The sequence below is a fragment of the Vibrio sp. T3Y01 genome (genome assembly GCF_013114525.1).
GTDB classification, from domain to species: Bacteria; Pseudomonadota; Gammaproteobacteria; order Enterobacterales; family Vibrionaceae; genus Vibrio; species Vibrio chagasii_B.
The window spans coordinates 38,699-63,049 of the sequence record NZ_VTXJ01000020.1 but is presented as its reverse complement, the minus strand read 5'-3'; the positions used below and the strand labels follow the sequence as shown (position 1 = coordinate 63,049).

At 45.5% G+C, this 24,351-nt stretch carries 17 protein-coding genes; 9 read left to right on the top strand and 8 right to left on the bottom strand.

Going from position 1 to position 24,351, the window contains the following annotated elements; translation table 11 throughout:
* The first annotated feature begins 168 nt into the window (after positions 1–168).
* The 4 genes from F0232_RS18955 to F0232_RS18940 all read left to right on the top strand — a co-directional run bounded on the left by F0232_RS18955 (position 169) and on the right by F0232_RS18940 (position 3,917).
* Positions 169–1,320 carry a methyltransferase gene (locus tag F0232_RS18955; protein WP_105059124.1) on the top strand — a complete coding sequence of 384 codons (1,152 nt, stop codon included), beginning with the start codon at positions 169–171 and terminating at the stop codon, positions 1,318–1,320.
* A 67-nt stretch (positions 1,321–1,387) separates the two neighbouring features.
* A complete protein-coding gene (locus tag F0232_RS18950; RefSeq protein ID WP_105059123.1) occupies positions 1,388–1,957 on the top strand; it encodes a YajG family lipoprotein in 570 nt (189 codons plus the stop codon).
* Positions 1,957–2,505 (top strand): peptidylprolyl isomerase, encoded by a 549-nt coding sequence (locus F0232_RS18945; RefSeq protein WP_105059122.1) that lies wholly within the window; start codon positions 1,957–1,959, stop codon positions 2,503–2,505. Before F0232_RS18950 ends, F0232_RS18945 begins: the two co-directional genes overlap by 1 nt.
* 53 nt (positions 2,506–2,558) lie before the next feature.
* Positions 2,559–3,917 carry an MFS transporter gene (locus F0232_RS18940; protein ID WP_061033233.1) on the top strand — a complete coding sequence of 453 codons (1,359 nt, stop codon included), beginning with the start codon at positions 2,559–2,561 and terminating at the stop codon, positions 3,915–3,917.
* A gap of 78 nt (positions 3,918–3,995) precedes the next feature.
* Here F0232_RS18940 and F0232_RS18935 read toward each other — a convergent pair whose 3' ends face one another.
* Positions 3,996–5,342 (bottom strand): DUF4397 domain-containing protein, encoded by a 1,347-nt coding sequence (locus F0232_RS18935; RefSeq protein ID WP_171750956.1) that lies wholly within the window; start codon positions 5,340–5,342, stop codon positions 3,996–3,998.
* A gap of 585 nt (positions 5,343–5,927) precedes the next feature.
* Here F0232_RS18935 and F0232_RS18930 point away from each other — a divergent pair.
* The 3 genes from F0232_RS18930 (at position 5,928) to csdA (ending at position 9,012) form a co-directional block, all read left to right on the top strand.
* Entirely contained in the window at positions 5,928–6,710 is a 783-nt protein-coding gene (locus F0232_RS18930) for an outer membrane protein OmpK (protein ID WP_061033235.1), read from the top strand.
* Positions 6,711–6,820: 110 nt separating this feature from the next.
* A complete protein-coding gene (gene panE / locus F0232_RS18925; protein ID WP_061033236.1) occupies positions 6,821–7,714 on the top strand; it encodes a 2-dehydropantoate 2-reductase in 894 nt (297 codons plus the stop codon).
* An 86-nt stretch (positions 7,715–7,800) separates the two neighbouring features.
* Positions 7,801–9,012, top strand: a complete 1,212-nt coding sequence (csdA, locus tag F0232_RS18920; protein WP_105059120.1) for a cysteine desulfurase CsdA — start codon at positions 7,801–7,803, stop codon at positions 9,010–9,012.
* Positions 9,013–9,462: 450 nt separating this feature from the next.
* On the opposite strand, the gene csdE is transcribed toward csdA, so the two are convergent.
* From csdE to F0232_RS18900, 4 genes are all read right to left on the bottom strand, one after another.
* Positions 9,463–9,894, bottom strand: a complete 432-nt coding sequence (gene csdE, locus F0232_RS18915) for a cysteine desulfurase sulfur acceptor subunit CsdE (protein ID WP_105059119.1) — start codon at positions 9,892–9,894, stop codon at positions 9,463–9,465.
* Positions 9,895–9,935: 41 nt separating this feature from the next.
* Complete coding sequence (gene tcdA / locus F0232_RS18910) at positions 9,936–10,745, bottom strand: tRNA cyclic N6-threonylcarbamoyladenosine(37) synthase TcdA (protein WP_004737606.1); 810 nt, start codon at positions 10,743–10,745, stop codon at positions 9,936–9,938.
* A 113-nt stretch (positions 10,746–10,858) separates the two neighbouring features.
* Positions 10,859–11,971: a murein transglycosylase A gene (gene mltA / locus F0232_RS18905; RefSeq protein WP_061033239.1), complete on the bottom strand. Its 1,113-nt coding sequence runs from the start codon at positions 11,969–11,971 to the stop codon at positions 10,859–10,861.
* An 81-nt stretch (positions 11,972–12,052) separates the two neighbouring features.
* Positions 12,053–12,526, bottom strand: a complete 474-nt coding sequence (locus F0232_RS18900; RefSeq protein ID WP_029405557.1) for a DUF2850 domain-containing protein — start codon at positions 12,524–12,526, stop codon at positions 12,053–12,055.
* 160 nt (positions 12,527–12,686) lie between these two features.
* Here F0232_RS18900 and argA point away from each other — a divergent pair, with 160 nt between their 5' ends.
* Both argA and F0232_RS18890 read left to right on the top strand, forming a co-directional pair.
* On the top strand, positions 12,687–14,024 hold the full coding sequence (gene argA, locus F0232_RS18895) for an amino-acid N-acetyltransferase (RefSeq protein ID WP_105059118.1): 1,338 nt from the start codon (positions 12,687–12,689) through the stop codon (positions 14,022–14,024).
* Between the two features lie 293 nt (positions 14,025–14,317).
* The gene (locus F0232_RS18890; RefSeq protein ID WP_008223046.1) at positions 14,318–14,509 is read left to right on the top strand and encodes a hypothetical protein; all 192 of its coding nucleotides are present in this window, start codon (positions 14,318–14,320) and stop codon (positions 14,507–14,509) included.
* A gap of 52 nt (positions 14,510–14,561) precedes the next feature.
* Here F0232_RS18890 and recD read toward each other — a convergent pair whose 3' ends face one another.
* The 3 genes from recD to recC form a co-directional block, all read right to left on the bottom strand.
* Positions 14,562–16,772, bottom strand: a complete 2,211-nt coding sequence (gene recD, locus F0232_RS18885) for an exodeoxyribonuclease V subunit alpha (protein ID WP_105059117.1) — start codon at positions 16,770–16,772, stop codon at positions 14,562–14,564.
* Positions 16,772–20,446, bottom strand: a complete 3,675-nt coding sequence (gene recB / locus F0232_RS18880; protein ID WP_171750955.1) for an exodeoxyribonuclease V subunit beta — start codon at positions 20,444–20,446, stop codon at positions 16,772–16,774. The genes recD and recB overlap by 1 nt, the downstream gene beginning before the upstream one ends.
* A gap of 393 nt (positions 20,447–20,839) precedes the next feature.
* Positions 20,840–24,313 (bottom strand): exodeoxyribonuclease V subunit gamma, encoded by a 3,474-nt coding sequence (recC, locus tag F0232_RS18875; RefSeq protein ID WP_105059115.1) that lies wholly within the window; start codon positions 24,311–24,313, stop codon positions 20,840–20,842.
* Positions 24,314–24,351: the final 38 nt, after the last annotated feature.

The following is a 24,351-nucleotide window of genomic DNA, read 5'->3' as shown; positions in this document are numbered from 1 at the left end:
TCCTTAATAACGGGTTGGCATTATCTGTGGGGTGAGTATAAACCCTAACAAGGCTACTGTCTGAGTATTTAATCGCGAACAGCATAGGTTTGGGCGAGTTTTCTCTATCTTGTTCAGCCCGCATTTGAGACAATATCTTTGTTATTTCTCATATAAGTATCCCAAGTAATGAAAACTGAACTTACCCTTCACGATAGAACTTTGACCTTACATCGTTTCCCTAAACGTTCAAATGAAACGCTTCAAGCTTGGGATGCGGGCGACGAATACATTATTAACCATGTTGAAGAGATGAACCTTGAACCTGGCAAACACATTCTGATCTTAAACGACAGCTTTGGTGCCCTATCCGCTTGGTTCTCAAAAGATCACGATGTGACCATGATGAGCGACTCATTTATCTCTCATCGTGGCGGCCTGAAAAACTTACAGCGCAATCAGTGTAATCGAGTCAACTTTTTAAACACCATGGATGATATCCCTCACGGTATTGATCTGGTACTGATGCAGCTACCAAAGACCAACCGCCATTTAGTGTGGCAACTGAGTCAGTTGCGCCAAGCTTTACCAGAAGGTTGCCAAGTGATCGGTGTCAACAAGGTAAAAGAGATTCACACATCAACGCTGAACCTGTTTGAAAAATACTTGGGTGAAACCAAAACGTCACTGGCGAAGAAAAAGCACCGCTTGGTGTTCTCATCACCAAGCTGCCAGCCAATTCACAAAGTTGAGCCTTTTGTAGAATGGGATGTCGACGGTGAAGATATCCGACTAAAGAATTTACCAAATGTTTACTCAGGGGAAGCACTCGATCAAGGCGCGCGCTATATGCTAGAGCATATACCTCAAGATCCTGAGCTACGTCATATTATCGACCTTGGCTGTGGTAATGGTGTTTTAAGTGTTAAAGCAGGCCAGTTGAACCCTCAAGCTCGCATCACTTGTGTTGATGAGAGCTTCATGGCCGTAGAATCAGCACGCCAAAACATAAAAGATAACCTTGGTGAAGATGGCAACTTCCAGTTCATTGCTAACAACTGTTTAGACGGTTTTAAGAAAAACAGCACATACCTAGTCATGTGTAACCCTCCATTCCATCAACAACAGGCAATTACTGATCACATTGCATGGCAAATGTTCTGTGATGCAAAGCATGTTCTTAGCAATGGAGGCAAATTAATTGTTATTGGCAACCGACACCTCGGATACGATGTCAAACTCGCAAGATTATTTGGTGAAGCTAACGTTGAAACGCTTGAACTAAACCAAAAATTTGAGATATTACAAGCAACAAGAGAACCTGCGAATTTTAACAAATAAGCAGGAGACTGCTTCACAAGAATTTAAGATACCGAGCTTCTGGTGTGAATTTAGAAAGGATAAAGGAATGAAAAAACTGATTTTGGCTGCTTCTATTATGGCTTTGACAGCATGTTCAGCCCCTCAGCAAGAACAGATAAATGTAATGCCAGAAGCTTCACTAAGCTCAAGCAACCTAGTACAAGGCAAAACATACACATTAACCAGTAAAGATGTTCGTGCTGCTCAGTATGTTGCACTTGTTGATAGCGGCCGCGCTAACATTCAACCAATTCACGCTAAGCAGAACATGCGTATTTCTCTAGAAAACGCTATCGCACAGCAATTTGAGTCTCAAGGCTTTCGTGCCAGCGTAAACAGCGAAAACTCTGTTGTTTTAGAGATTCAAGAAGCACTAGTTACCGTAGAACACACCATTATGGAAAACCAAATGGACGGTAAAGTAACACTTGAAATTACGGCTGAAACACCAGAAGGCAAACTGGTTAAGACGTTCAATGGTACAGCAACTCGCACTGGTGCATTAAGTGCATCAAACGACGATATCGCAATGGTACTTAACGACGTTATCGACTTAGTGCTTAAAGAGATCGCTAATGACCAAGAACTACAAACTTACATGAAGGAACGTTTCTAATGGGTCGTATTCTATCTTCTATCGCACTCATGTTAGTGAGCGTAAGCGTGTGGGCTGGTCCTAAAGTAAACGTGGAAACGACGCTAGGTGACTTCACGATCGAGCTAAACCAAGAGCAAGCACCAATTAGTTCTGAGAACTTTCTAAAATACGTAGCAGACGGCAGTTACGAAGGTACTATCTTCCACCGTGTTATTCCTGGTTTTATGGCGCAAGGTGGCGGCTTCAACCAAGACATGCAGCAACAAGCAACGTATGCACCTATCAAGAATGAAGGCAGTAATGGTCTGAAGAACGACACAGCAACCATCGCGATGGCTCGTACTAACGCGCCAGACTCTGCAACTCGTCAGTTCTACATTAACTACGCAGACAACGACTTCCTGAACGCAAAAGGCGGTAATCCAGGTTACGCGGTATTTGGTAAAGTCACCGACGGTTTTGACGTTATTCAAAAGATGGCAACCATACCAACTAAGCGAATGGGCCGTATGTCAGATATCCCTGTCGATCCAATCGTCATCACGAAAGTGACCCTTCTTAAGTAATCTAAAGTAACGCCCTTATTTCTTAAGGGCGTTTTTCTATACAAGGACGCCCTATGTCATCAGGCACTCCCTCTCTTTCTTGGATGCAGACTTTCCGTAGCTATCTCGATAAGCGCCTACTGTGGGTGTTCATGCTCGGTTGCTCAAGCGGCTTTCCGTGGGTTCTTATTGGCTCCAACATGTCTGGTTGGCTTAAAGACGCAGGTTTAACCCGTGCTGCTATTGGCTACTTTGGTAGTGTATTTGCTGTGTATGCCATTAACTTTTTATGGGCTCCTTTGGTAGACCGAGTAAAACTGCCGCTGCTTCATGCAATACTTGGCCAGCGCCGCAGTTGGATCTTTTTCTGCCAAAGCATTGTTTTGATCGGCACCTTATTTATCGCAGGCGTCAATCCGGCTGAGAATTTAGCGTTTACCTCAATGTTAGCGCTCGCGATTGCCATTGCCTCAGCCACGCAAGACATCGCAATTGATGCATTTCGTATTGATACCTTCCCAAAATCTGAAGCTTCAAAACTGCCACAAGCTTCTGCAATGGCAGTAGTTGGTTGGTGGACGGGCTATTCTCTACCAGGCTACCTGGCCTTTATTAACGCAGACTCAATCGGTTGGAATGGTGTTTACTACGGTATGGCAGGTGTCGTTGTCGTGTTAATGCTGTTTACTCTTTTTGTCGGAGAGCCAAATACACAACGTGAAGCCCTACAAGAACAAGCACAGCAGCGACACAATAAAGTAGTTGGCTCAAAGCTTGTCGCTTGGTTCAGTGTAACGGTAATTGAACCGTTTTATGATTTCTTCAAAAGAAACGGAGTTCAAGTTGCCATTACTCTATTGCTGTTTGTATTCCTGTTTAAGATAGGCGAAGCCTTCTTAGGTCGAATGTCGATCACCTTCTATAAAGAGATAGGTTTCAGTAACGAACAGATCGGCCACTACTCCAAATTAATTGGTTGGGGTGCGACGATATTCTTCACTTTGGTAGGCAGTGTCTTCAATGTGAAGTTCGGCATTGTACGCGGACTAATGATCGGCGGCGTGGCAATGGCGGCAAGCAATCTAATGTTTGCGTGGATCGCTCAGACTGGCCCAAGTGAAACCTTATTCTTGGCAACCATCATTGTCGATAACTTCACAACGGCCTTTTCTACCGTTGCGTTTGTCTCTTTCCTAACGTTATTAACAGGCCAAGCGTTTTCAGCAACACAATACGCCTTGCTAGCTTCACTTGGAAACTTCGGCCGTACCACTTTAGCTTCCTTCAGTGGTGAGTTGGTTGATTACCTCAATGATTGGTCAACCTTCTTTATACTGACTGCACTTATGGTGATACCAAGTCTGATCATGCTCTATTCGCTGCGCCACTTTTTCACAGATTTACTAGAAAAAGCGAAAAACAACCACGAATAAGAGAAAAAGAAAACAGAGTAGAAAGAGGGTAGCATCAAGCTACCCTCTTTTTCTTTGTCACTAGTAACCTTGGAAACACTAGTCTGTTGTGTCACTCACGATAAGGTTAAAGCCCGTGCCAGCCGAGTCATCTATCGCCACGACTTGATATACAACACCATCAGCTAAAGTAGCAGGCGCAGAATCAATAGCCACCACCGAAGGTTGGCCCGCAACGGTAATCGTCACAAAGTAAGAGCCTGCTGCCACATAGATACCATTAGCATAGTCTTTAAACTTCACATTACTCAGCGCTGGCGTACTTCCAGCGATGCCTACATTTTCTGTTAAGTAGATGTCCACAGATGCAGCAATTGGGTTAGCAGCAGCGTGAGTAATATTTAACACTGCACTGGTCGCCACCGGACGACGGTTTTCAGGAACTACCAAAGGCTCTAGATTCAGCGGTGTTACGGTCCCTACCGCATAAATGCTGTAATCCATGCCAGCAAACACAGCCACCCCATCTGCATCAATCAATGCATTAGTCGTTGTGCCATCAGCGAAGATGTCAATGTCATAACTTCCAGCTGCTAAATCGAGAAACCCACGGATCTCCTTGAACATCAAATCAGTTAGCGGTGCAAATGCTGCTCCGTTGACAAAAACATCTACATCTGGAGCGCCATCTACTAAATGCCCTACTCTTACTTCTGCGGTTTCAGCCATGTCATAGATTAACGAAGATCCACTACCGTCCATAACCATTAACTTCACAGGTGAGGCGCTATTCGAATCAGCTCTCGGCACAGCGGCAATCGTCAATTCGCTGCCTGCGGGTAAAGTAATCTCCCCTGAGTCGAATGCGATAGCATTACCACTGACCGTTTCCAGTCTCACACGGTATTGCCCTGCAGGGATATTTAGAACATCGGTGAAATCTTTGTACGCTAAGGTCCCCAGTGGTGCACCTAGTGGATCAGTCGGTCCTGTCACATACAGATTTACATCGCCAACACCCGTCGCAGCGTGAACTACTTGTACGTCTAGGGTCGAACTCGTTGCGGTCCCTTCAGCAGGACGAGTCACTACTAAGGCCTCCACAGGGTTGTTCGAACCATCAGCGTCACCAACGACCATAACGGTATAATCCAAATCACCGCTCAAGTCGAATTGGCTTTGTGGGATAACAGTAGCCACTGCATCACCGGGGAGTTGTACATCGACCTGGACAGATGTCTGACCTTGGTTAACCGCCGCATAACCAGAGGCTTGTGCATAATCCACACCGCTCCAACGAGCTTGGTTGTCAATTAACACATTCGCTAGTGGAGCATCAGGAGATGCATGGACGGCTTGAAGTTGCGTTGTGGGTTCGTCATCGTCGTCACACCCAACAATGAACAGTGCTGAAATCGCTACAGCGAGTAGTGGTGAATATTTCATCGGTCTCTCTCCAAAATCTAGACCGGTTCGTCACACAAAAGATACGCTCAGTAAAAATCTTAAAACACACTCTGTCGGTGTTTCGTGCAGGGAACCGTTTTATTATTCTCGATGCTCTGAGCAAAACCAAAAATTTTGAAGGCTGCTGCTCGTCACACCGATTGTTCATCAATTGATTCCACCACCATTACGAAGTTGGTTAAAAATAGATCAAAGGGACGAGCCAACCGTGGAGAGACTTAGTCGTTTTAGGAGGTGAAATTACATAGAAAGGAATACTGTTGATTTTGATATGCATATCACTCTATTTAGTATAATCGTTTGCTTAGAGCGGTTATTCACCGATTTATCTACAAAATAATCTAATTTCACAAAATCAATAGAATTAGAGGTGCATCAAGATGCATTACTGCGTTAAAGTTCCATCATTTAGATCATTAGTGTGATCGATCTCACTTTAATAATTGCAATTTTCACTCTGTCTCACTTTTATTTGAGAACAAAATCGCTATGATGCTCGGCATTCGGACATATAAACACGCACGGATTAGCGGGTTACTTATTTCAAACATAGAGAGTTCCATTATGCGTAAATCACTTTTAACTCTTGGCCTACTTGCAGCAACTTCTGCTCCAGTAATGGCAGCAGATTATTCTGACGGCGACATCCATAAGAACGACTACAAGTGGATGCAGTTCAACCTTATGGCTGCAATCGATGAGCTTCCAGGAGAGTCATCTCATGATTACCTAGAAATGGAATTCGGCGGCCGCTCTGGTATCTTCGATCTTTACGGTTACGTTGATGTATTCAACCTAACTTCAGATCCAGGTAGCGATAAAGCTGATGCTGAAAAAATGTTCATGAAATTCGCACCTCGTATGTCTCTTGACGGTCTAACTGGTAAAGATCTGTCTTTCGGTCCAGTTCAAGAGCTTTACGTAGCTACTCTTATGGAATGGGGCGGCAACTCTGGTGTTAACACTCAAAAAGTTGGCCTTGGTTCTGATGTAATGGTTCCTTGGTTTGGTAAAGTTGGCCTAAACCTATACGGTACATACGATTCAAACAACAAAGATTGGAACGGTTACCAAGTTTCTGCAAACTGGTTCAAACCTTTCTACTTCTTCGAGAACGGTTCATTCATCTCTTACCAAGGTTACATCGATTACCAATTTGGTCTGGAAGACAAGTACTCTTCTGCAAGTAACGGTGGTGCAATGTACAACGGTATCTACTGGCACTCAGATCGTTTCGCTGTTGGTTACGGCTTAAAAGGTTACAAAGACATCTACGGCATTAAAGATACTGATGGATTCAAGTCAACAGGCTTTGGTCACTACTTCGCAGTAACTTACAAGTTCTAATCGAACTTCTAAGAAAGTTTCCAAAATGGCACCCTCGGGTGCCATTTTTTATTGCTTTCATTTAATGCCTCGCTATCCTTGCAGCATCACTTTCTTATCTCGGTATTGCTGTGAATATCACGATTGTTGGACCTGGAGCAATTGGCTCTTTATGGGCGATTAAATTGCTTCAAGCTGGTCATAATGTCTCTTTGTGGAGCCGCTCCCCTGAAACCTCTATTGACCTATCACTTGATGAGCAAACTTCACTTCACTTCAGTAACAACAATATCGAAAAGCTATCAGCGAGTGACCTAGTGATTTTCACGGTCAAGGCTTGGCAAGTAAAAGAAGCCACCACTCCGTTACTTCAATATCTCGACCCTGATACCATTCTTATGTTCATGCACAACGGAATGGGAGCAGTAGATGAGATAGCCACTCAGATTGATGCTCACCCGATAGTATTGGCAACCACCACCCAAGCAGCATTCAAACCTGATCGTAATAGTGTATCTCACACTGGACTTGGTCAAACTCAACTGGGTGCTTTTAACCTCAATGGGCAACAGTGCACTTTTTTAGTTGATGTATTGGATAATGCTCTCCCGGCTGTGAGTTGGAACCCACAAATAAAAATCGCGCTTTGGACTAAACTCGCCATCAACTGTGCTATCAACCCACTGACTGGGTTAGAGCAAGTCAAGAATGGCGAACTTGCAGACCAAAAGTTTGGAGATACTTTAATCTCTATCGTTGAAGAGCTCACAAAAGTTATGCAGGCAGAAGGTATTGATTGTTCGATCGAAGAGTTAGAAGCGAGCGTCAACAAGGTTATTCACGCCACAGCACAGAACAACTCTTCAATGAAGCAAGATATGCTTTATCAAAGAAAGACTGAGATCGACTTCATCACTGGACACCTGATAAAAACAGCAAATAAGCATCAGATAGAAGTTCCAGTTAACCAAAAGCTGTTCGATCAGGTCAAAGAGCAAGAAAATAGCTGGAATCATCAAGATTAGTCAGCAACGCTTAACAAGTCGCGATAAAATAATGATACCGCTTAGCATTACGCTGGCACCAATTTCCAAGATTTAGGTAAGAATAGATGCTTGATATCAATCACATCCGAGAGCAGTTTCCTGCGCTATCCCAAACCATCAATCAACAACCATTGATTTACTTAGACAGCGCGGCAACGACACAAAAACCTCAGGTAGTTATTGATGCCATTAGCCAATATTACTCCAAGCAGAATGCCAATGTTCATCGTGGTAGTCACAGCTTAACCGCGCACGCCACCAGCCAATTTGAAGAAGCTAGAGGCAAGGTCGCTCAGTTTATTGGCGCAACATCATCGAAAGAGATTATCTGGACTCGCGGTGCCACCGAGGCACTCAACCTTATAGCTCAAACCTACGCTAGAAGTACCCTCCAACCGGGCGATGAAATCCTGGTGAGCGAAATGGAGCACCACGCCAACATAGTCCCTTGGCAAATTGTGGCAGAACAAACCGGTGCTAAGATCATCAAAATCCCAATGACATCTGACTGCGAATTCGACCTTGCTGCTTTTGATGCACTGTTGACTGAACGAACCAAGATCGTAGCTCTGGCTCAGATAACCAATGTAACGGGTTCTCGCCAACCGCTTGAGCAAGTTATCGAAAAGGCACATGAGATGAATGCCGTTGTCGTCGTCGATGGCGCACAAGGCATTGTCCATGAGCCAGTCGATGTTACCACTTTGGGCGCAGACTTTTACGTATTCTCAGGACACAAACTCTACGCCCCTGCAGGGATTGGTGTGCTTTACGGCAAACTAGAATTGCTCGAAGCGATGCCGCCGTGGCATGGCGGTGGCAAAATGGTTGAACGCGTCTCTTTTTCTGGCACCACGTTTTCTGAACTGCCTGGTAAGTTCGAAGCAGGCACACCAAACGTAGCAGGAGCCATCGCTTTAAGTTCAGCAATCGAGTGGTTACATCAGTTTGAACAACAAGACGTGGAAGATCACATCCACCAGCTACAACACAAAACCTATCAAGCACTCAGTCAATTGGATGACATCCAGATACTCGGTTACAAGCCAAATTCGAGCGTAATTACTTTTGTGATGGATGGCGTTCACCATCAAGACATTGCCACGCTGTTGGATCAGCAAGGTATCGCGGTACGTGCAGGGCATCATTGCGCTCACCCATTAATGGATGCACTTAATGTGAAAGGAACAGTTCGTATTTCATTTGGTATTTACAACAACATGGATGATGTTGAAAAACTCGTAGCGGCGATAGAAAAAGCCGTTGATATGCTTTAGGGGATGGCGAGACTCAATTAGCAGTCATCATTCCAGAGCTAAGGAACGAAGTATCTGGAACCTCAAATAGCAAACCATCCAAACGAGATTCCCTATTACGCTCCTTCGTCGCTTTAGGGAATGACGAAACACAGTTAGAAATCGTCATTCCAAAACTGAGGAACGAAGTATCTGGAATCTCTAATAGCAATATAATCCAAATGAGATTCCCTATTACGCTCCTTCATCGCTTTAGGGAATAACGAAACACAGTTAGAATTCGTCATTCCAGAACTGAGGAACGAAGTATTTGGAATCTCTAATAGCAATACTATCCAAACGAGATTCCCTATTACGCTCCTTCGTCGCTTTAGGGAATGACGAAACACAGTTAGAATTCGTCATTCCAGAACTGAGGAACGAAGTATCTGGAATCTCTTTAAAGCGCAACGATGAAAAGGTGTGAAACAATTACGAGCTAGCGAGGTTCTTAATTTGCTCAACAATCGCTTTAAGTCCGTTTCCTCTGGAAGGGCTCAAATGCGTAATCAAGCCAATCTTGTCGAAATAGCCATCAATGTCGAACGCTTGAACCTGCTCTGATGTTTTTCCATCATACGCAGCCATCACTAATGCAATCAGACCGCGAACGATACGAGCATCAGAATCAGCACAAAAGTACCAAACACCGTCGATGTTCTGCGAAACTAACCACACTTGACTCTCACAACCAGACACCAAAACCTGCTCACTTTTCAGCTCATCAGGCATTACTGGCAGTTTCTTACCCCATTGAATCACTTGACGATAACGGTCTTCCCAACCGTTGAAAGCCTGCATTTTTGCGACAATATCATCACTAGTAATTTCTTTGCCAAATGGAGAGCTCGGGAATGATATCATTTTAATATCCAGTAAATTCTTATTAGGCATACAGTAGCGAGTTACTTACTGTGCTTTTGAATAATCTTTTCTACTATGCGCGAAACAGCAACAAAGCCAAACGTCGCCGTTACTACAGTTGCAGCGCCAAAACCGGTCGCGCAATCCATACGTTTTGGACCTTCGGCTGTCGCTTTCGCAGCACATACACTGCCATCCGCTTGAGGATATTTAAGCTGCTCAGTCGAGAATACACAATCGATGCCAAACTTACGCGCAGGATTCTTAGGGAAGTTATGATGACGACGCAGCGTATCTTTCAGTTTCTTCGCTAATGGATCTTGAATCGTTTTAGTCAAATCGGCCACTTTAATTTGCGTTGGGTCGATTTGACCACCCGCGCCACCAGTGGTGATCACTTTGATTTTATTACTGCGGCAATACGCCAATAACGAAGCTTTAGCTTTCATGCTATCGATCGCATCCAGCACAAAATCGAACTCTTTCGACAGGTATTCAGCCTGGTTATCAGGACCAATAAAGTCGTCAATCAGGTTAACTTTACACTCAGGGTTAATCAGCTTAACACGCTCGGCCATCACTTCGATTTTGCTCTTGCCGACCGTGCCCGACATTGCGTGAATCTGACGGTTGATGTTCGTCACACACACATCATCCATATCGATCAATGTCAGCTCACCCACGCCAGTACGCGCAAGCGCTTCAACCGCCCATGAACCGACGCCACCAATACCGATCACACACACATGTGCCGCTCTAAGTATATCGACTTCACTATTACCATACAGGCGACGAGTGCCACCGAATCGTTGGTCATAGTTTTCTGAAGCTGGAGTGGTCAATTCACGCATTGTTGCCGCCAATTTATTTCTGAGAAAAAGAAAAGAGTGCGTTTTATACGCACTCTTGAATAAAAAGTCTAGGGGATTAGCGATTCGCTTTCAATGCCCTATTTTATTGTCGTTTACTCGACCTTTTCAGGTGGTAAAGCCCAAGGCGCTTCAGTCGCACTACCGTCTAAACCCAATTTCCACACTCGGCCAAAATGTTTGTAGTGACCCGCTTCAGTACCTGCGCGTGGTCCCATACCGTGGTAAAGATCCAAGTGGTTTTGCTTAACCGCGCCGCCCGTATCTAGAACCAGTAACAATCTTAATTGGTGTGCTCCGCTCCAAGTACCGTCGGCATTTAACAGTGGTACTTCTGCAAGAATCGGCGTTCCCATTGGTAAGATAGAGCGATCACCTGCGACTGCAGCCATTGGTAAAAGAGGGATTCCCGCGCTACCCATTACCGATAGGTCATCTCTTGCTTCAAAGAAAACGAAAGATGGGTTTTGTTCTAACAGCTCTTTGACCACTTCAGGATCATTCGCCAACACCCACTCTTTGATCGCTTTCAATGACATCTTCTCGCGGGGAACCAAGTCTCGCTCGATCAACACACGGCCAATACTCACGTAAGCTTTGTTGTTTTTTCCTGCGTAAGCAAAATACTGCAAGGTATCATCATCACCAAAGTGTACAAAGCCACTGCCTTGTACTTCCATCATGAACGGGTCGATACGGTTGGCAGCGTAGCCAAGTTCAAGACCTTGACCTTCTAATGCGCCATTGTAGATCTCTTCACGGGTTGGACACTCTTTATCGCATTCAGGAAGGCCATATACCGGGTAACGGTACTCTTCATTCGCTTCATGGCGCAGTTCCATTACTGGAGAGAAATAACCGGTGAAAAGCACATTGCCCTGCTTATCACCACCACCAAGTTGAGCTGTTTGAACACCAAAGTTTGCGAGTTCACTTGGGTCACCACTTAGCATCGCCCACTCATTAAGTTGCTTGTATAGCGGCTCGTAGATTTTCGCCATCGAAGGAGATTTAGACACCACCATTTCAGCCTGCTCAGCAAATGCGGTGTAGTCTCTTGGTTTATTGGATTCAACCTGATCGACCTTGTTTAAGGTGCGAGGAAATTCATCATCAAGGTGTTGTTGAGCGAGATCGGTGGGTTGAGCACAGCCAAATAAGACAGAGGCAGCGACAAGGGGAAGCCATTTTTTAATCACAAGAGTCATCCTAAAAATTCTATGAATCGAGGATGACAAAAACGGTCCGATAACACAATCTTAGTTTGTAAGAGTTTACAAGAAGATAACCTATCGAACTGAGTGATCGATATGACCTTTAAGGCGAAATACTGGGTTGTAATGGCTCTCTGAATCCAGCGTCATTTCTGTGTTGTCAGAATTGGTCATACGGAAGCGGTACGTCTGCTCTCCCGCTTTATACTCGAAGTAGTTGCCATCGAATTCAAAACTGGTCGCGATAATCGATCCGGCAACAGACACTCCATTGGCATTCAACACAAACTCATCCGTCGCATAATGAGCCACATCTTGCTCAATCCAAGTGCCATACAACAAATGATTTGGCGTTGCTGCATCTTGTAGCCGTGTGATGACATCACCAAATAGCGATACGACAGCAAACGAACCAACCAGAGCCAATACCATCAGGCAACGCTCTATGATCTTACGCTTCAATGGAGATTGGTTGCGCTGCTCAGCCTCACTGTAAAGGCCTTTGGTTATCTCATCGATTTTATTCTTTTGTGCGGAAGCTTGTGGCATTCGGTTACTACTCATGAAGATGCTGTGCGCATTCTACACTGAGACACTTTATATAATGAAGCTTAGATGAGAATAGTTTGCGCTTTATTCCAAAAAGGTGTTGTTTAAATTTGAATTTAAATGCTAAATTATCGAATAAATAAACAAATGGACTTGTTCTGTGAAATTAAGAAGTACAGCGCTAGTAAAAGGTTTCAGACAATCAACCCCTTACGTAAATGCTCACCGTGGCAAAACCATGGTCATTATGTTGGGAGGCGAAGCCGTTGCCGACAGGAACTTTGGTAACATTATTAGTGATATAGCCTTGCTCCACAGCCTTGGAGTAAAAATTGTTCTCGTTCACGGGGCAAGACCGCAGATCAACCAATTGCTCGCCAAGCAAGATTGCCATACGCCTTATCACAAGAATATTAGGGTCACTGATGAATATTCTTTGGGCGTCGCTATGCAGGCTGCTGGACAGCTTCAACTTGCCATCACTGCTCGACTTTCGATGAGTTTGAACAATACTCCGATGGCAGGCACTCAACTCAATGTGATGAGTGGTAACTTCATTACGGCACAGCCGCTAGGGGTTGATGATGGCACCGACTATTGCCATAGCGGACGTATTCGTCGAATCGATATCGAAGGGATTAATCGCACACTCGACCAAGGTTCTATCGTGTTGCTTGGCCCTATTGCCAGCTCCGTTACTGGCGAAAGCTTTAACCTACTCTCTGAAGAGGTCGCAACCCAAGTAGCAATTCGTTTAAAAGCCGACAAGCTCATTGGTTTCTGCTCTGAACAAGGGGTGACAGATCAAAACGGCAATGTGCTCGCCGAGCTCTTTCCTAAAGATGCTAAACAGATTCTTGCACGCTTAACCGAAGATCAGAATCCAGTTGAAGACATGAGCACCGGGACCATGCGCTTCCTAAAAGGAGCAATTTCCGCTTGTCGTGCAGGCGTGCCTCGTTGCCACTTAATCAGCTACAAAGTGGATGGCGCCCTGATCCAAGAGCTGTTCTCTTTCGATGGTATTGGAACCCAAGTAGTGATGGCGAGCGCCGAGCAAGTAAGACAAGCTCAGATCGACGACATTGGCGGCATCTTTGACCTCATTCGTCCACTTGAAGAACAAGGCATCTTAGTGCGCCGCTCTCGAGAACAGCTAGAGCAAGAGATCCACCGATTTACCATTATTGAAAAAGATGGGTTGATTATCGGTTGCGCAGCACTTTACGCATACCCGGAAGATCATATGGCGGAGATGGCTTGTGTGGCTATTCATCCTGATTATCGTGATGGAAACCGTGGTCAAATATTACTGGACTACATGCGTCATCAATCGAAGTCTCGTGATATCGACCAAATTTTCGTTTTAACCACACATAGCCTGCATTGGTTCCGTGAACAAGGATTTTACGAGATCGGAGTTGATGATCTACCGATGGAAAAACAGGGGCTGTACAACTATCAACGTAACTCAAAAATCTTAGCGTTAAATGTGTAAATAAAGTTTTGGACTAAAATCTCACTTCAAAGGAAAAATAATTGCAAATGTAATCGTTTTCTATATGAGATTTATTAGGTATGCACTTTAACTCACAAACAAAATTGTATAGAATTTGGTCGCTTTAACAAAATAACAAATGTTTTTATTGGAATGACCACATCGACCGCCCTATGACACAAATCATTTGAGCGAATCGAAGTGGTTACTGCACGGATTGCTATACCCGTTAATGATCAGCAGGCGATTGATGTCTGGTCGTTGATATAAACAGCAAAAAGAGCAACATTGATATGAGAACCATTGTTTGTAACTCGCTGCAAAGTTTTTGGGATATGGCTGATAACCAATTCTTAGAAGGGCTAGACGTACACTGCGTATTCCCTGTGAGCGAGAATCTAAAAGAGTTTATTTTGAATTGCCAAGCAAAATACAAGATAAACCACATATCGTTTACTCGAGCGTTTTTAGGCACTGATTCCTAGCACGCTCAAAGCAACCAGGGATGGTTGCTTTGTACATGTACCTCTATCACCTTTAGCTAGTTAAGCGGCTTCCTAAACCACTCACTCGCTCTGTTTTCACCTTAATTCCACGCTTTAATACGTTAGTATCACTGAACATCATCAGTCGTTTCTTCGCACGCGTAATACCTGTGTATATAAGCTCTCGCGTCAAAATTGGGCTGAAATCTGGCGGCAGGATCATTAAGGTCAGATCAAATTCACTGCCCTGCGATTTGTGAATCGTCATCGCATAAGCCGTTTCATGATCTGGTACTCGGCTTGGTAGCACCGCCTTTACGCTGCCATCGGGCAACTCAAAATAAACCTTCAATCTAGGTGCAGAGTCAGAGTGGCTTGAATCCGATTCAAGCATGCAGATACCAATATCACCATTGTATAAACCCAAGCCATGATCGTTACGCGTTACCATTACAGGTCGCCCGTGATACCACAGCTCATCGTTGTGTGGATTCACTAAACGTCTTGCGGCAAGCGCCCTCTCAATACGATGGTTGAGGCCTTTAACACCAAAATCGCCTTCACGAATAGAACACAGCAGTCGACATTGGCTGAACAAATCGAGTACCGATTTGGCTCTCGCTTCTTGAGTTTCTAACTCTTCCAACGGTACATTCATTCGATTGAGATACGCACCATACTCATTAACCAAGGTACGCAGCATCAAGTTATAGCTATCGCTCGATAGAGGATGATTTTCGATATCGCCAAACCCTTTGGCAAACACTTGGTCTACTTGATTCGCAGAGCCGTTATTGATTGCTTTTGCCAACTGCCCAATACCTGAGCGCGCATCGAAACGGTAACTCTTCTGCAGCATACATAGGCTGTCAGCAATCGCCGGAGGATTAACGGCTCCCGCTTTTGCTTGTGGTGTCTTAGCTATCGCATCAAAGCCAGTCATCTCCGCAATCAAGTTGCCTTGCGCGCAGCTGTAACCTGTAGAGTTAAATGAACAGATATCACCTAAAACTGCACCGGCCTCAACGGAAGCCAGTTGGTCTTTATCCCCAAGCAGAATCAGCCTTGCGTGTTCAGGGAGCGCATCCACCAGCTTATACATCATCGATAAATCAACCATCGAAGCTTCATCCACTACCAATATATCAAGGTGAAGTGGATTGCGTCGGTTATGTCTAAATTCCGCTCGATTAGGAATCGCGCCGAGTAATCGATGTAAAGTACTCGATTCAGTCGGTATGTTGGCCTTCACTTCAGGCGCTAATGGTAACTGTTCAATCGCTTTACCGATCGATTCAGTTAAACGCGCCGCCGCTTTACCCGTTGGTGCCACGAGCTTTATCGTTGGCGTTTTACCTTGGCTTAGTGATTGCTCGACCATCGCTGACAGTAATTTGGTTACCGTGGTTGTTTTACCAGTACCCGGCCCACCAGAGATCACTGCAAAGCGACGACTTAGAGCTACTGCTGCTGCCACTTTTTGCCAGTTTAAACATGCCGATAGTGGTACCAAGCTGTCTAGAACATCTAAGTCCGTTACCTGCTTGGCTTGAACAATCGCTTGGTCAATTGCGCCCCAATTCAAAGATTGCTCATCGACAATATCAAGATGATCACACACCAACTGTTGGCGCAGTACCTGAGACGTCTGCTGATTTGTTTCAGCCTTGGCTAAGGCGTTAAACAGAAAGTGATAACTACGTGCGAAAAGCTGATTGAGTGTTTCCGTCAGCGCCTTTTTCTGTTCAATATTGAACTCTACCGGCTTACTTAAACGATTTAAGGTGTCAGCCAGCACAACCTCATAGTTCCAGTAACGCTGTAAGTAGACGCGCTGTCCATCAAACATCAGAGGCTTAACACAGTCATTAGTTGCGCCAACGAGGTTAGATGATTGCAAAACAGTCACCCAATCAATACCTAATAGCTTTTGATTCAATTGCAGCGCCGTTTCACCGTACAACCCAAGTAACTGGGCTATATCTGCCGTTTGTGCAGGGCCTATCGTATGCTGCTGTATAAGCTGAGTACAAATGTGTCCTTTGCCTAATTCATGGCTCACTACCCCAGCGAGAAAGCCGATCTCTTGAGAGTAACTCGTGGCTTGCTGAGCAATAAAACGGGCAAACTGGTAATCCAACTGACGAATCGAACCCTTATCTGCAAGAAACTTGAGTACATCCATAAGTTGCTCAGGAATAAGTGAAACTGGCTTCGTTGTGTTCGCTGTTTCTATGCTGGTATTAGTGGTCGTTGTTGTCATTATAAAAGCCCCATCTGTCCAGTTTCATCGTCATTCAATTGTGCTGAACGTCTGTCTATCACTTTACCGTCAATCAATTGATCCATTTCATCAAGTAACGCCAGTGTTGGTTTCGCCGAGAAAATACCTTGCTGAGATTGACCGTCCATTCCTCGTAAGAACAAGTAGTACACGCCGCCAAAATGTTGTTCGTAGCTGTAATTGGCAACACGACTACGCAAAAAACGGTGCAGCGCCAATGCATAGATCTGATATTGCAGATCATAACGGTGGTCAGCCATCGCCGATTTCAATGCCTCGCCATGGTAGACGGCAACATCATCACCTAAATGATTCGATTTCCAGTCAAGAACATAGTATTTACCTTGATGCTCGAACACCAAATCGATGAAGCCTTTCAGCATACCTTGCACGGTTTGAAAACCTAGGTCGCCCGCTTTGGCTGACAATGGATCATGATATTGAATGGTTTGATTCAGTTCAGATGCAGCCAACACTTCGATCGGCAGTAGGAACTCCATCTCAACTAATCGTTGTGTTGAGTCCTTCTCACTTAGTTTTAAGTTTTTTCCATCCAACGCGGTGTTAAGAACGGTATCGACCAGTTGCTGAAGCACAGGTAGCCACTCTAATTCATATTGCTCTGATTCTAATAAGTGAGTGATTACTTGCGTGTTATGTTCACTGGTTGCTGGCTCGGTAAATTCAACCTCCTCAAACAAGGTGTGCAAGAAAGTACCTGGGCGAGCACCACGAGGGAACGTAAAGATAGAGCGTTCAGGCTCAATCAACTCAGACTCATCCTGCTCATCAGCCGAATCAATATCAAAGCCAGACACCTCAATGGTCGCGTCATGACTCGCACCGTGACTGCCTTGCTTTACAAGCCCTGAGTAACTGGTGATACGCCAAGCCCTGTCGATTGAGGCCTTTAGCTCGTTCGCATGTAAGTCTTCACTCACTTGCTCGGTTTGTACAAACACTTGATCGTGGGCGGTTGGTGTTTCGGCTAGCAGCACACTTGAGTTCTTGCCCTCAATGGCTGCAAGAGCCTGATGCAATTCGGTAATACCTTGCTCTTGACCGTTTTGAACCAAATAGCCCATCGCACTCAAATGCACGCCGGTAGGCTCTTTGGTTGAACGCCCTTTACGCAGTGGCGCCATACCAATGAAACAGCCATAAACCGCACGAGTCAGCGCTACATAAATCAAACGCAAGTCTTCCGCTAATCGTTCTTTATCGGCTTGGGCTAAGGCACTATCACCACCTGTAATATCCAGTACCGTGGTATCTGAATCATGATCGTAGAATTTGCCTTCGCTCGCTTCTCGGTAACTCGTAACAAATGGTAGGAATACTAAGTCATATTCCAAACCTTTCGACTTATGAATGGTAACGATTTGAACCAAGTTTCTCTCTGACTCAAGACGCTGAATGTCATCCTCACTGCCGCCTAAACCATTTTGAGCATCGGAAATCGCTTCTGCCAACCAACGCAACAAACCATAATCACTATCGAGCTCCTGCCTTGCTTGTTGCAGCAATTCGCCAATGTGCATTAAATCGGTAAGTGAGCGCTCACCATTTTCTTCTTCCAGCAAGCGTTCCGCGAGATGTCGCTTGCTGATCACGCTACGAAGCATTGGTAGCACGCCACGCTGTAGCCACAACTTACGATACTCACGAAACTCGTTAACCACGTTTTCCCACACCACTTCATCGTTGTTGAGTTCATCCAATGAAGCCGCATCTAGAGCAAATAACTCGGAGGCTAGACTCGCGCGCAATGCTCGGTCGTTTTCTGGTGTCAGCACCGCTTGCAGAAGGCGTTGAATATCTTGCGCAACCAAGCTGGTTAATACACTGTCTCTGTTAGACAAATACACACTTGCAATGCCTTGCTCAGACAGCGCGTTCTTGATCAGACGACCTTCACTGCCGGTTCGAACCAAGACAGCAATATCACCCGCATTCACGGCATGCTGTTTTTTGCCATTATCAAAATAGGCTTGTTGATTTTGAGAAGCGGTCAGAATAGTTTGAATTTGACTCGCTGTCGCTTCTGCCATTGCCTTGTGATATTCACCTTTCGGCAATGGCTTGTCTTCAGCCTCTTGCAGCCAAAAGGTCAGTGCATGTTGAGTCTGGCCATTCATCACCCATTGGCGCTTGTCAGCAGATGGACTGGCAGCAACGGGCAAAAATGGAATGTCTTGATCGTAGATAAACGGGCTATCCGAATTCATAAACACTTGGTTTACTGCGCTGACCATATCTGCACTCGAACGCCAGTTAGTCCCTAACGTATAGTGAGCACTAACTTGGTTTCTTGCCTTAATGTAGGTAAAGATATCCGCGCCACGGAAACCGTAGATAGCCTGCTTCGGGTCACCGATCATAAACAGACCACACTGCGGGTTATCGAGGTAGATTCGGCTAAAAATACTGTACTGCAGCGGATCGGTATCTTGGAATTCATCGATCATCGCCACTGGGTATAAGGTGCGAATTCTTTCCACCAGCAATGACTGCTCATCGACATCGATCGACGCAGATAACTGAGTCAGTAGATCATCAAATGATAACCACTGCTTCTGCTGTTTTGCCTTGGCTAGCATAGTTCGACAATGAGTAATCGCATGCGCTAATAACGGAGCTTTCAAGTCAGCCGGGTGATTTAAGAAATCCTCAATCGCTTCGAAAACTGCATGCTGAGGTGCGGTACCTTTCGGTGTTTTTTCGATTAACGTAGCTTGAGAGAACTTTTCTAACTTGTCTGGATATTGATAATCATGAGTGTCGCTCTGCGCCCATGCTGTCACCGCTTCTAACCATGTCGGCAGAGACTTCTTGGTGTAGCTACGTTTGTTCACATCCGAAGCAGAGATCAAAGCCAAAAAGTCCGCTTCAGACTCACACCACAGCGCTTTAAGTTGCTTCACTTTATCTAGGTTTTGGTTGTGCAGAGTTTGCAAATCCCCCGACATCGCGTCGACGGTTAGCTTCAATGGAGAGCCCGTCAGATAACGATTGACGTCTGCTAATAATGCAGCCGGTGAACCCCAGATATTACGAACCTCACCAGCCAGTTGAATAGGTAACGGGTAAAACTGCTTACGCCAGTAGTCGGCTACCACTTGCGCTTTAAGATGGCTTTCATCAGTCACAAACTCATTATCAAAGCGGCTGCCAGACTCGAAGGCATTTTGAGTCAACATACGCTGACAGAAGCCGTGAATGGTGTATACCGCGGCTTCGTCCATTTGCCTTTCGGCATTGAGCAGTGTTTTCGCAGCGCCAGCGTGGTCTTCGATTGCTTGCAGCAAAGGAGCAATCACTGGGTCATCACTTTGCCCACGAGCAAACGCAATGCGCGCATCATGGATTCGAGCACGGATACGATCTCGTAGCTCTGCGGTTGCCGCTTCGGTAAAAGTCACGACCAGGATTTGATCTACAGTGAGCGGCTCGTGATGTCGGGTAGCTTCCGCGAGCTCACCTTGTGGTGCTGCCGTGCCGTGTCCGAGCAGTAGGCGTAAGTACAAGCCAGCGATGGTAAATGTTTTACCTGTACCCGCCGATGCTTCAATTAAACGCGCACCATGAAGTGGAAACGTCATGGTGTTGAGTGTTTGTGGAGCAATTACCTGAACACTGCTTGTGGTCGTCATGCCTTACTGCCTTCTGATAAATATGTTGTTACAAATGTGACCTAGCGTGGAAAACGTCATTCAATTTACGTCCTACGCTGATTTGTTAATAGTTAGTGCGATCTCTCTCACGGATCAATTCGGATCGCCTCGCTACTATTCGCCCACGAGTTCAGGAGCGCGATTCGAGTTTTATACTCATTGCCTACTTAGAACCACAGAATAATGGTCCCTCTGACCTGTGGCCGTACAGCGAACGCCCTACACTAATAATGATTTACTGGCGGCCACTTTATTTCCTGTACCTTGCTTCCTTTCTCCAGGAAAGCAGACACTCCAAACGCTTACCAGCGACTCTCTTCTGTCATTCATTAATTCAGCGAACCCGCGATTGATCTTGTCGATCACAGCCACTTACTCCTGATCTTCCAGATCGGCAGCCGCCAACCTTGCCGCCTGTAACACAAGCGTCGAATACATTCGCGACTCAGCAGCCAGCTCATCGTCCCATTTAGGCCAAATACGCGAGATGTAGGTATCTCGACCCTCGCCAGTGAAAGCGAAGCTGTCATTAAAAGTATCGGCCATTTTCTTAAGTGACTTCTCTTCATCATCGACCCATTTACCACGGCTAAAGCCCGCTTCAACGCCGGCCAATGCGGTTTTTGGGAAGTAAGGCAGTGGTGCAGTCATACCTTGATAGAACAGTCGTACTAACTCCGCCAACAAACTCTTCGCCTGCTGCGCATCGCCAATAGGCTGTAGCGTTTGGTGAACCACGCCTTCTTTTCTGTCATAGCCAATAATATGAGTCGTTTTGCCGTGGCCCATCACTGCGCAACACAAGTGATCGATCCACGCGGCCAAGTAATCTTGAGAGCGTATTTTGCCACTACGAAAACGCACTAAACCCGATTGATAGTTTTGAGTAAGCCAGCCCATCAAACGAACCGGTTTGCCTTCACCTAGCACGTCAAATTCAATATTTACCTCAAGATCTTGCTGTGGCTGCCCACTTACAAATCGAATCTCTTTGGCTAAGTCTTCTGCTTGAACACGGTTGGTTTCAAACTCGATATCACCAAAAGCACCAACCGGCAATCGACCTTGGGCTTTTTGCTCAGAAACAAACAAGCGAACCGCTTCATCTGCTCCTTCTGGGTGATCCAACAGTACCTGCAGCAGCGCATCTTTAAGCTGGAAGCTTTCTAAGCCATTAAGCACGAACGGCTCGTCGTCTTCCATTACCGGAAGCGGTGGCTCAAACACTACCTTTAAGCGGCGATTAAAGAAGTATTGCACTGGCAAGCGCCAGAAACGCTGTAGCTCAACCAAATCGAGTTCTAACGGATAAGTCGCGCCAAGCAAGTAGTCATCCAACGCGCGATTGAATTCACCACTGCGTTCACCAGAACGGTTAGCCGCAGGAAGCCACTCTTTGGCGTAGCTCAATACATGGCTTTCATCACCTTGTGTAAAAGCTGCCGGGCTGAACGGAGTCATGGTGTGCTCAAAGCTGATCGCTTGAGTCAGATTGATACCAGAATCATCACTTGGTAACGCTTGATCTGCACTTAGGCAGTAGTTCTGGTGGCAGTACTCAATCAACTCAGAAACCAATACCGACGGTACTCGCTCAGTATTATCTTGAATCGAGCGTCCGACATAACTGATGTATAAACACTCTTGCGCCGACAACATCGCCTCTAAGAATAGGTAACGGTCATCATCACGACGAGAACGGTCACCGGGACGAGTGCGTCCGTTCATTAGGTCAAAACCTTCTGGCGGCATTGAGCGTGGGTAAACACCGTCATTCATGCCTAACAGACAAACAGTTTTGAACGGGATGGAACGCATCGGCATCAGGGTACAGAAGTTCACTTGCCCCGCTAAGAAACGCTGACTGATACGCGCGCCCGACAGTTTATTATTCAAGTACTGATAGATAATGCTTGGCGATAGCTCTTGTTCGTACAAGGCATCATCAAGCTGTTCATTGAGTTGAGAAAGTGCATCACGAATCGACTTAAGCACCACCTCGCCTTCTAGCTCAACGGCGAAGAAATCATCAATCATTTGCAGCAAGGTTTCACGCCACATATCGATGGATTGCGTCTCAGCAAGGCGTTGACGGTAATGGGCAATACGATCAATAAAGTGCGCTAACTTACCAGCAAGTTCGGCGTTAATGCCTTGAACTTCGTTATAAGCAGCAATCGGAGAGTGTTCAGTTTCAAACAAACCTGCAGAATCCGACATCGCATAACCTAAGAGCATGCGCTGAATACCAAATAGCCAAGTATTTTGCTCGGTTGCAGGTAGATCAAATTCCGTTGCGGTAGAAGAGTCAACACCCCAACGGATACCCGCTTCTTCAACCCACTGCTTAGCTTGTTCAAATTGAAATTCATCAATACCGAAGCGTGCCATCATCGCTGGGATTTCTAATAGCTCTAGAAGTTCAGAAGCTAGACAACGCGTGTTCGGTAGCGCGACCAACTGCATGAACGCGGTCAGAATTGGGCTCTCTTGGTCTGCCGTTCTATCCGAGATCGAGTAAGGGATATAACGCTCACCCGGAGCATTACCAAATACCGCCTGAATCGCAGGGCTGTAGGCATTGATATCTGCCACCATCACGATGATATCGCGTGGCTTTAATGTCGGGTCAGCGTCAAACATTGCTAACAACTGATCATGAAGAACTTCAACCTCACGCATTGGGCTGTGACAAGCATGTACCGTCAATGAACGATCGCCCAGCTCAACCACTTGTTTATGGTTGCTGGAGTCTAAAATTTCATCATTGCGATGCTCTTCCAATTCAAGGATATCTCTTTGAATTTGATGCAGTAAGCCATCTCGCTCTACATCAATAAAAAATTGATACTCCTCAGTATCTCCCTCAGAAAGCAAAAGTAAGTTATCTCGTCCTAATTTTCCCATCGAAGCTAATAAGTTATTTCCAATGGCATTATCAATATGTAGTTCATCATGCACTTCATATTTCCCCCCTTCCATTAGGGAAGACGAGCCAGCTGATGAGAGCATATTGTTAGACAAAGCGAGTTTTTTACGTTGCTTAGCCTCAAACCTTGCTAAATCTTTGAGGCTTTTGATGTCTCCCCAATAAGGCTTACTTGGGTTGGTGAACATCAAGTGCACATCAATCTGCTCACCCAGAGCCTTCAAGGCATCCATGTAGCGAGGAGGCAGTGACGAAATACCAAACACAAACAGACGTTTCGGCAGGTGTTGTAACTGGCCTTGTTGATTAGCTAACGCTTCAATGAAGTCGTGATACAAGTTACCACGGTGATATTTCGATTGGCCTTGAGAGAGCGTTTGCTCGTAGAGTGCCTTCCACAAAATCGGCTGCCAAGGGTGCTCTTGTTGTCCTTCACTATCAATCAATTCAGCAACGGGTTCTCCCGCTTCCCACATCGCCATCCACTCAGGGCGATATACTAAGTAGCCATCGAAGATATCGGCAATTTTCTCGGCTAATTGATACAACTTAGAGCCGTCTTCGTCGTTTTCAAGATAGCGCTGTAGGGGTAAGAAATCAGGGTGGTCAAGCTTCGCAGGTAGCAAACTCATTAGCTTCCACGTCATCGCTTCTTTGTTAAAAGCACTGCGTTTCGGTACGTCAGGAAGCACTTGGGTAAACATATCCCAAATGAAGGTCGCTGGAAGAGGAAAATCGATATTTGCTGCTACACCAAACTCTTTGGCGAGTTCCATCTTAAGCCATTGAGACATACCCGGGCTCTGAACCAAGATCTGCTCTTTTTCGAAAGGATTGGCTAAAGGGTCACTTTTGATTAAGTGAACGAGAAGAATTTTTAAAGTATCAACTTTATTGGAATGGTAAACAGTAAACAAAGTGCACTCACGCTAATCTTGCCACAATATACTGCCAG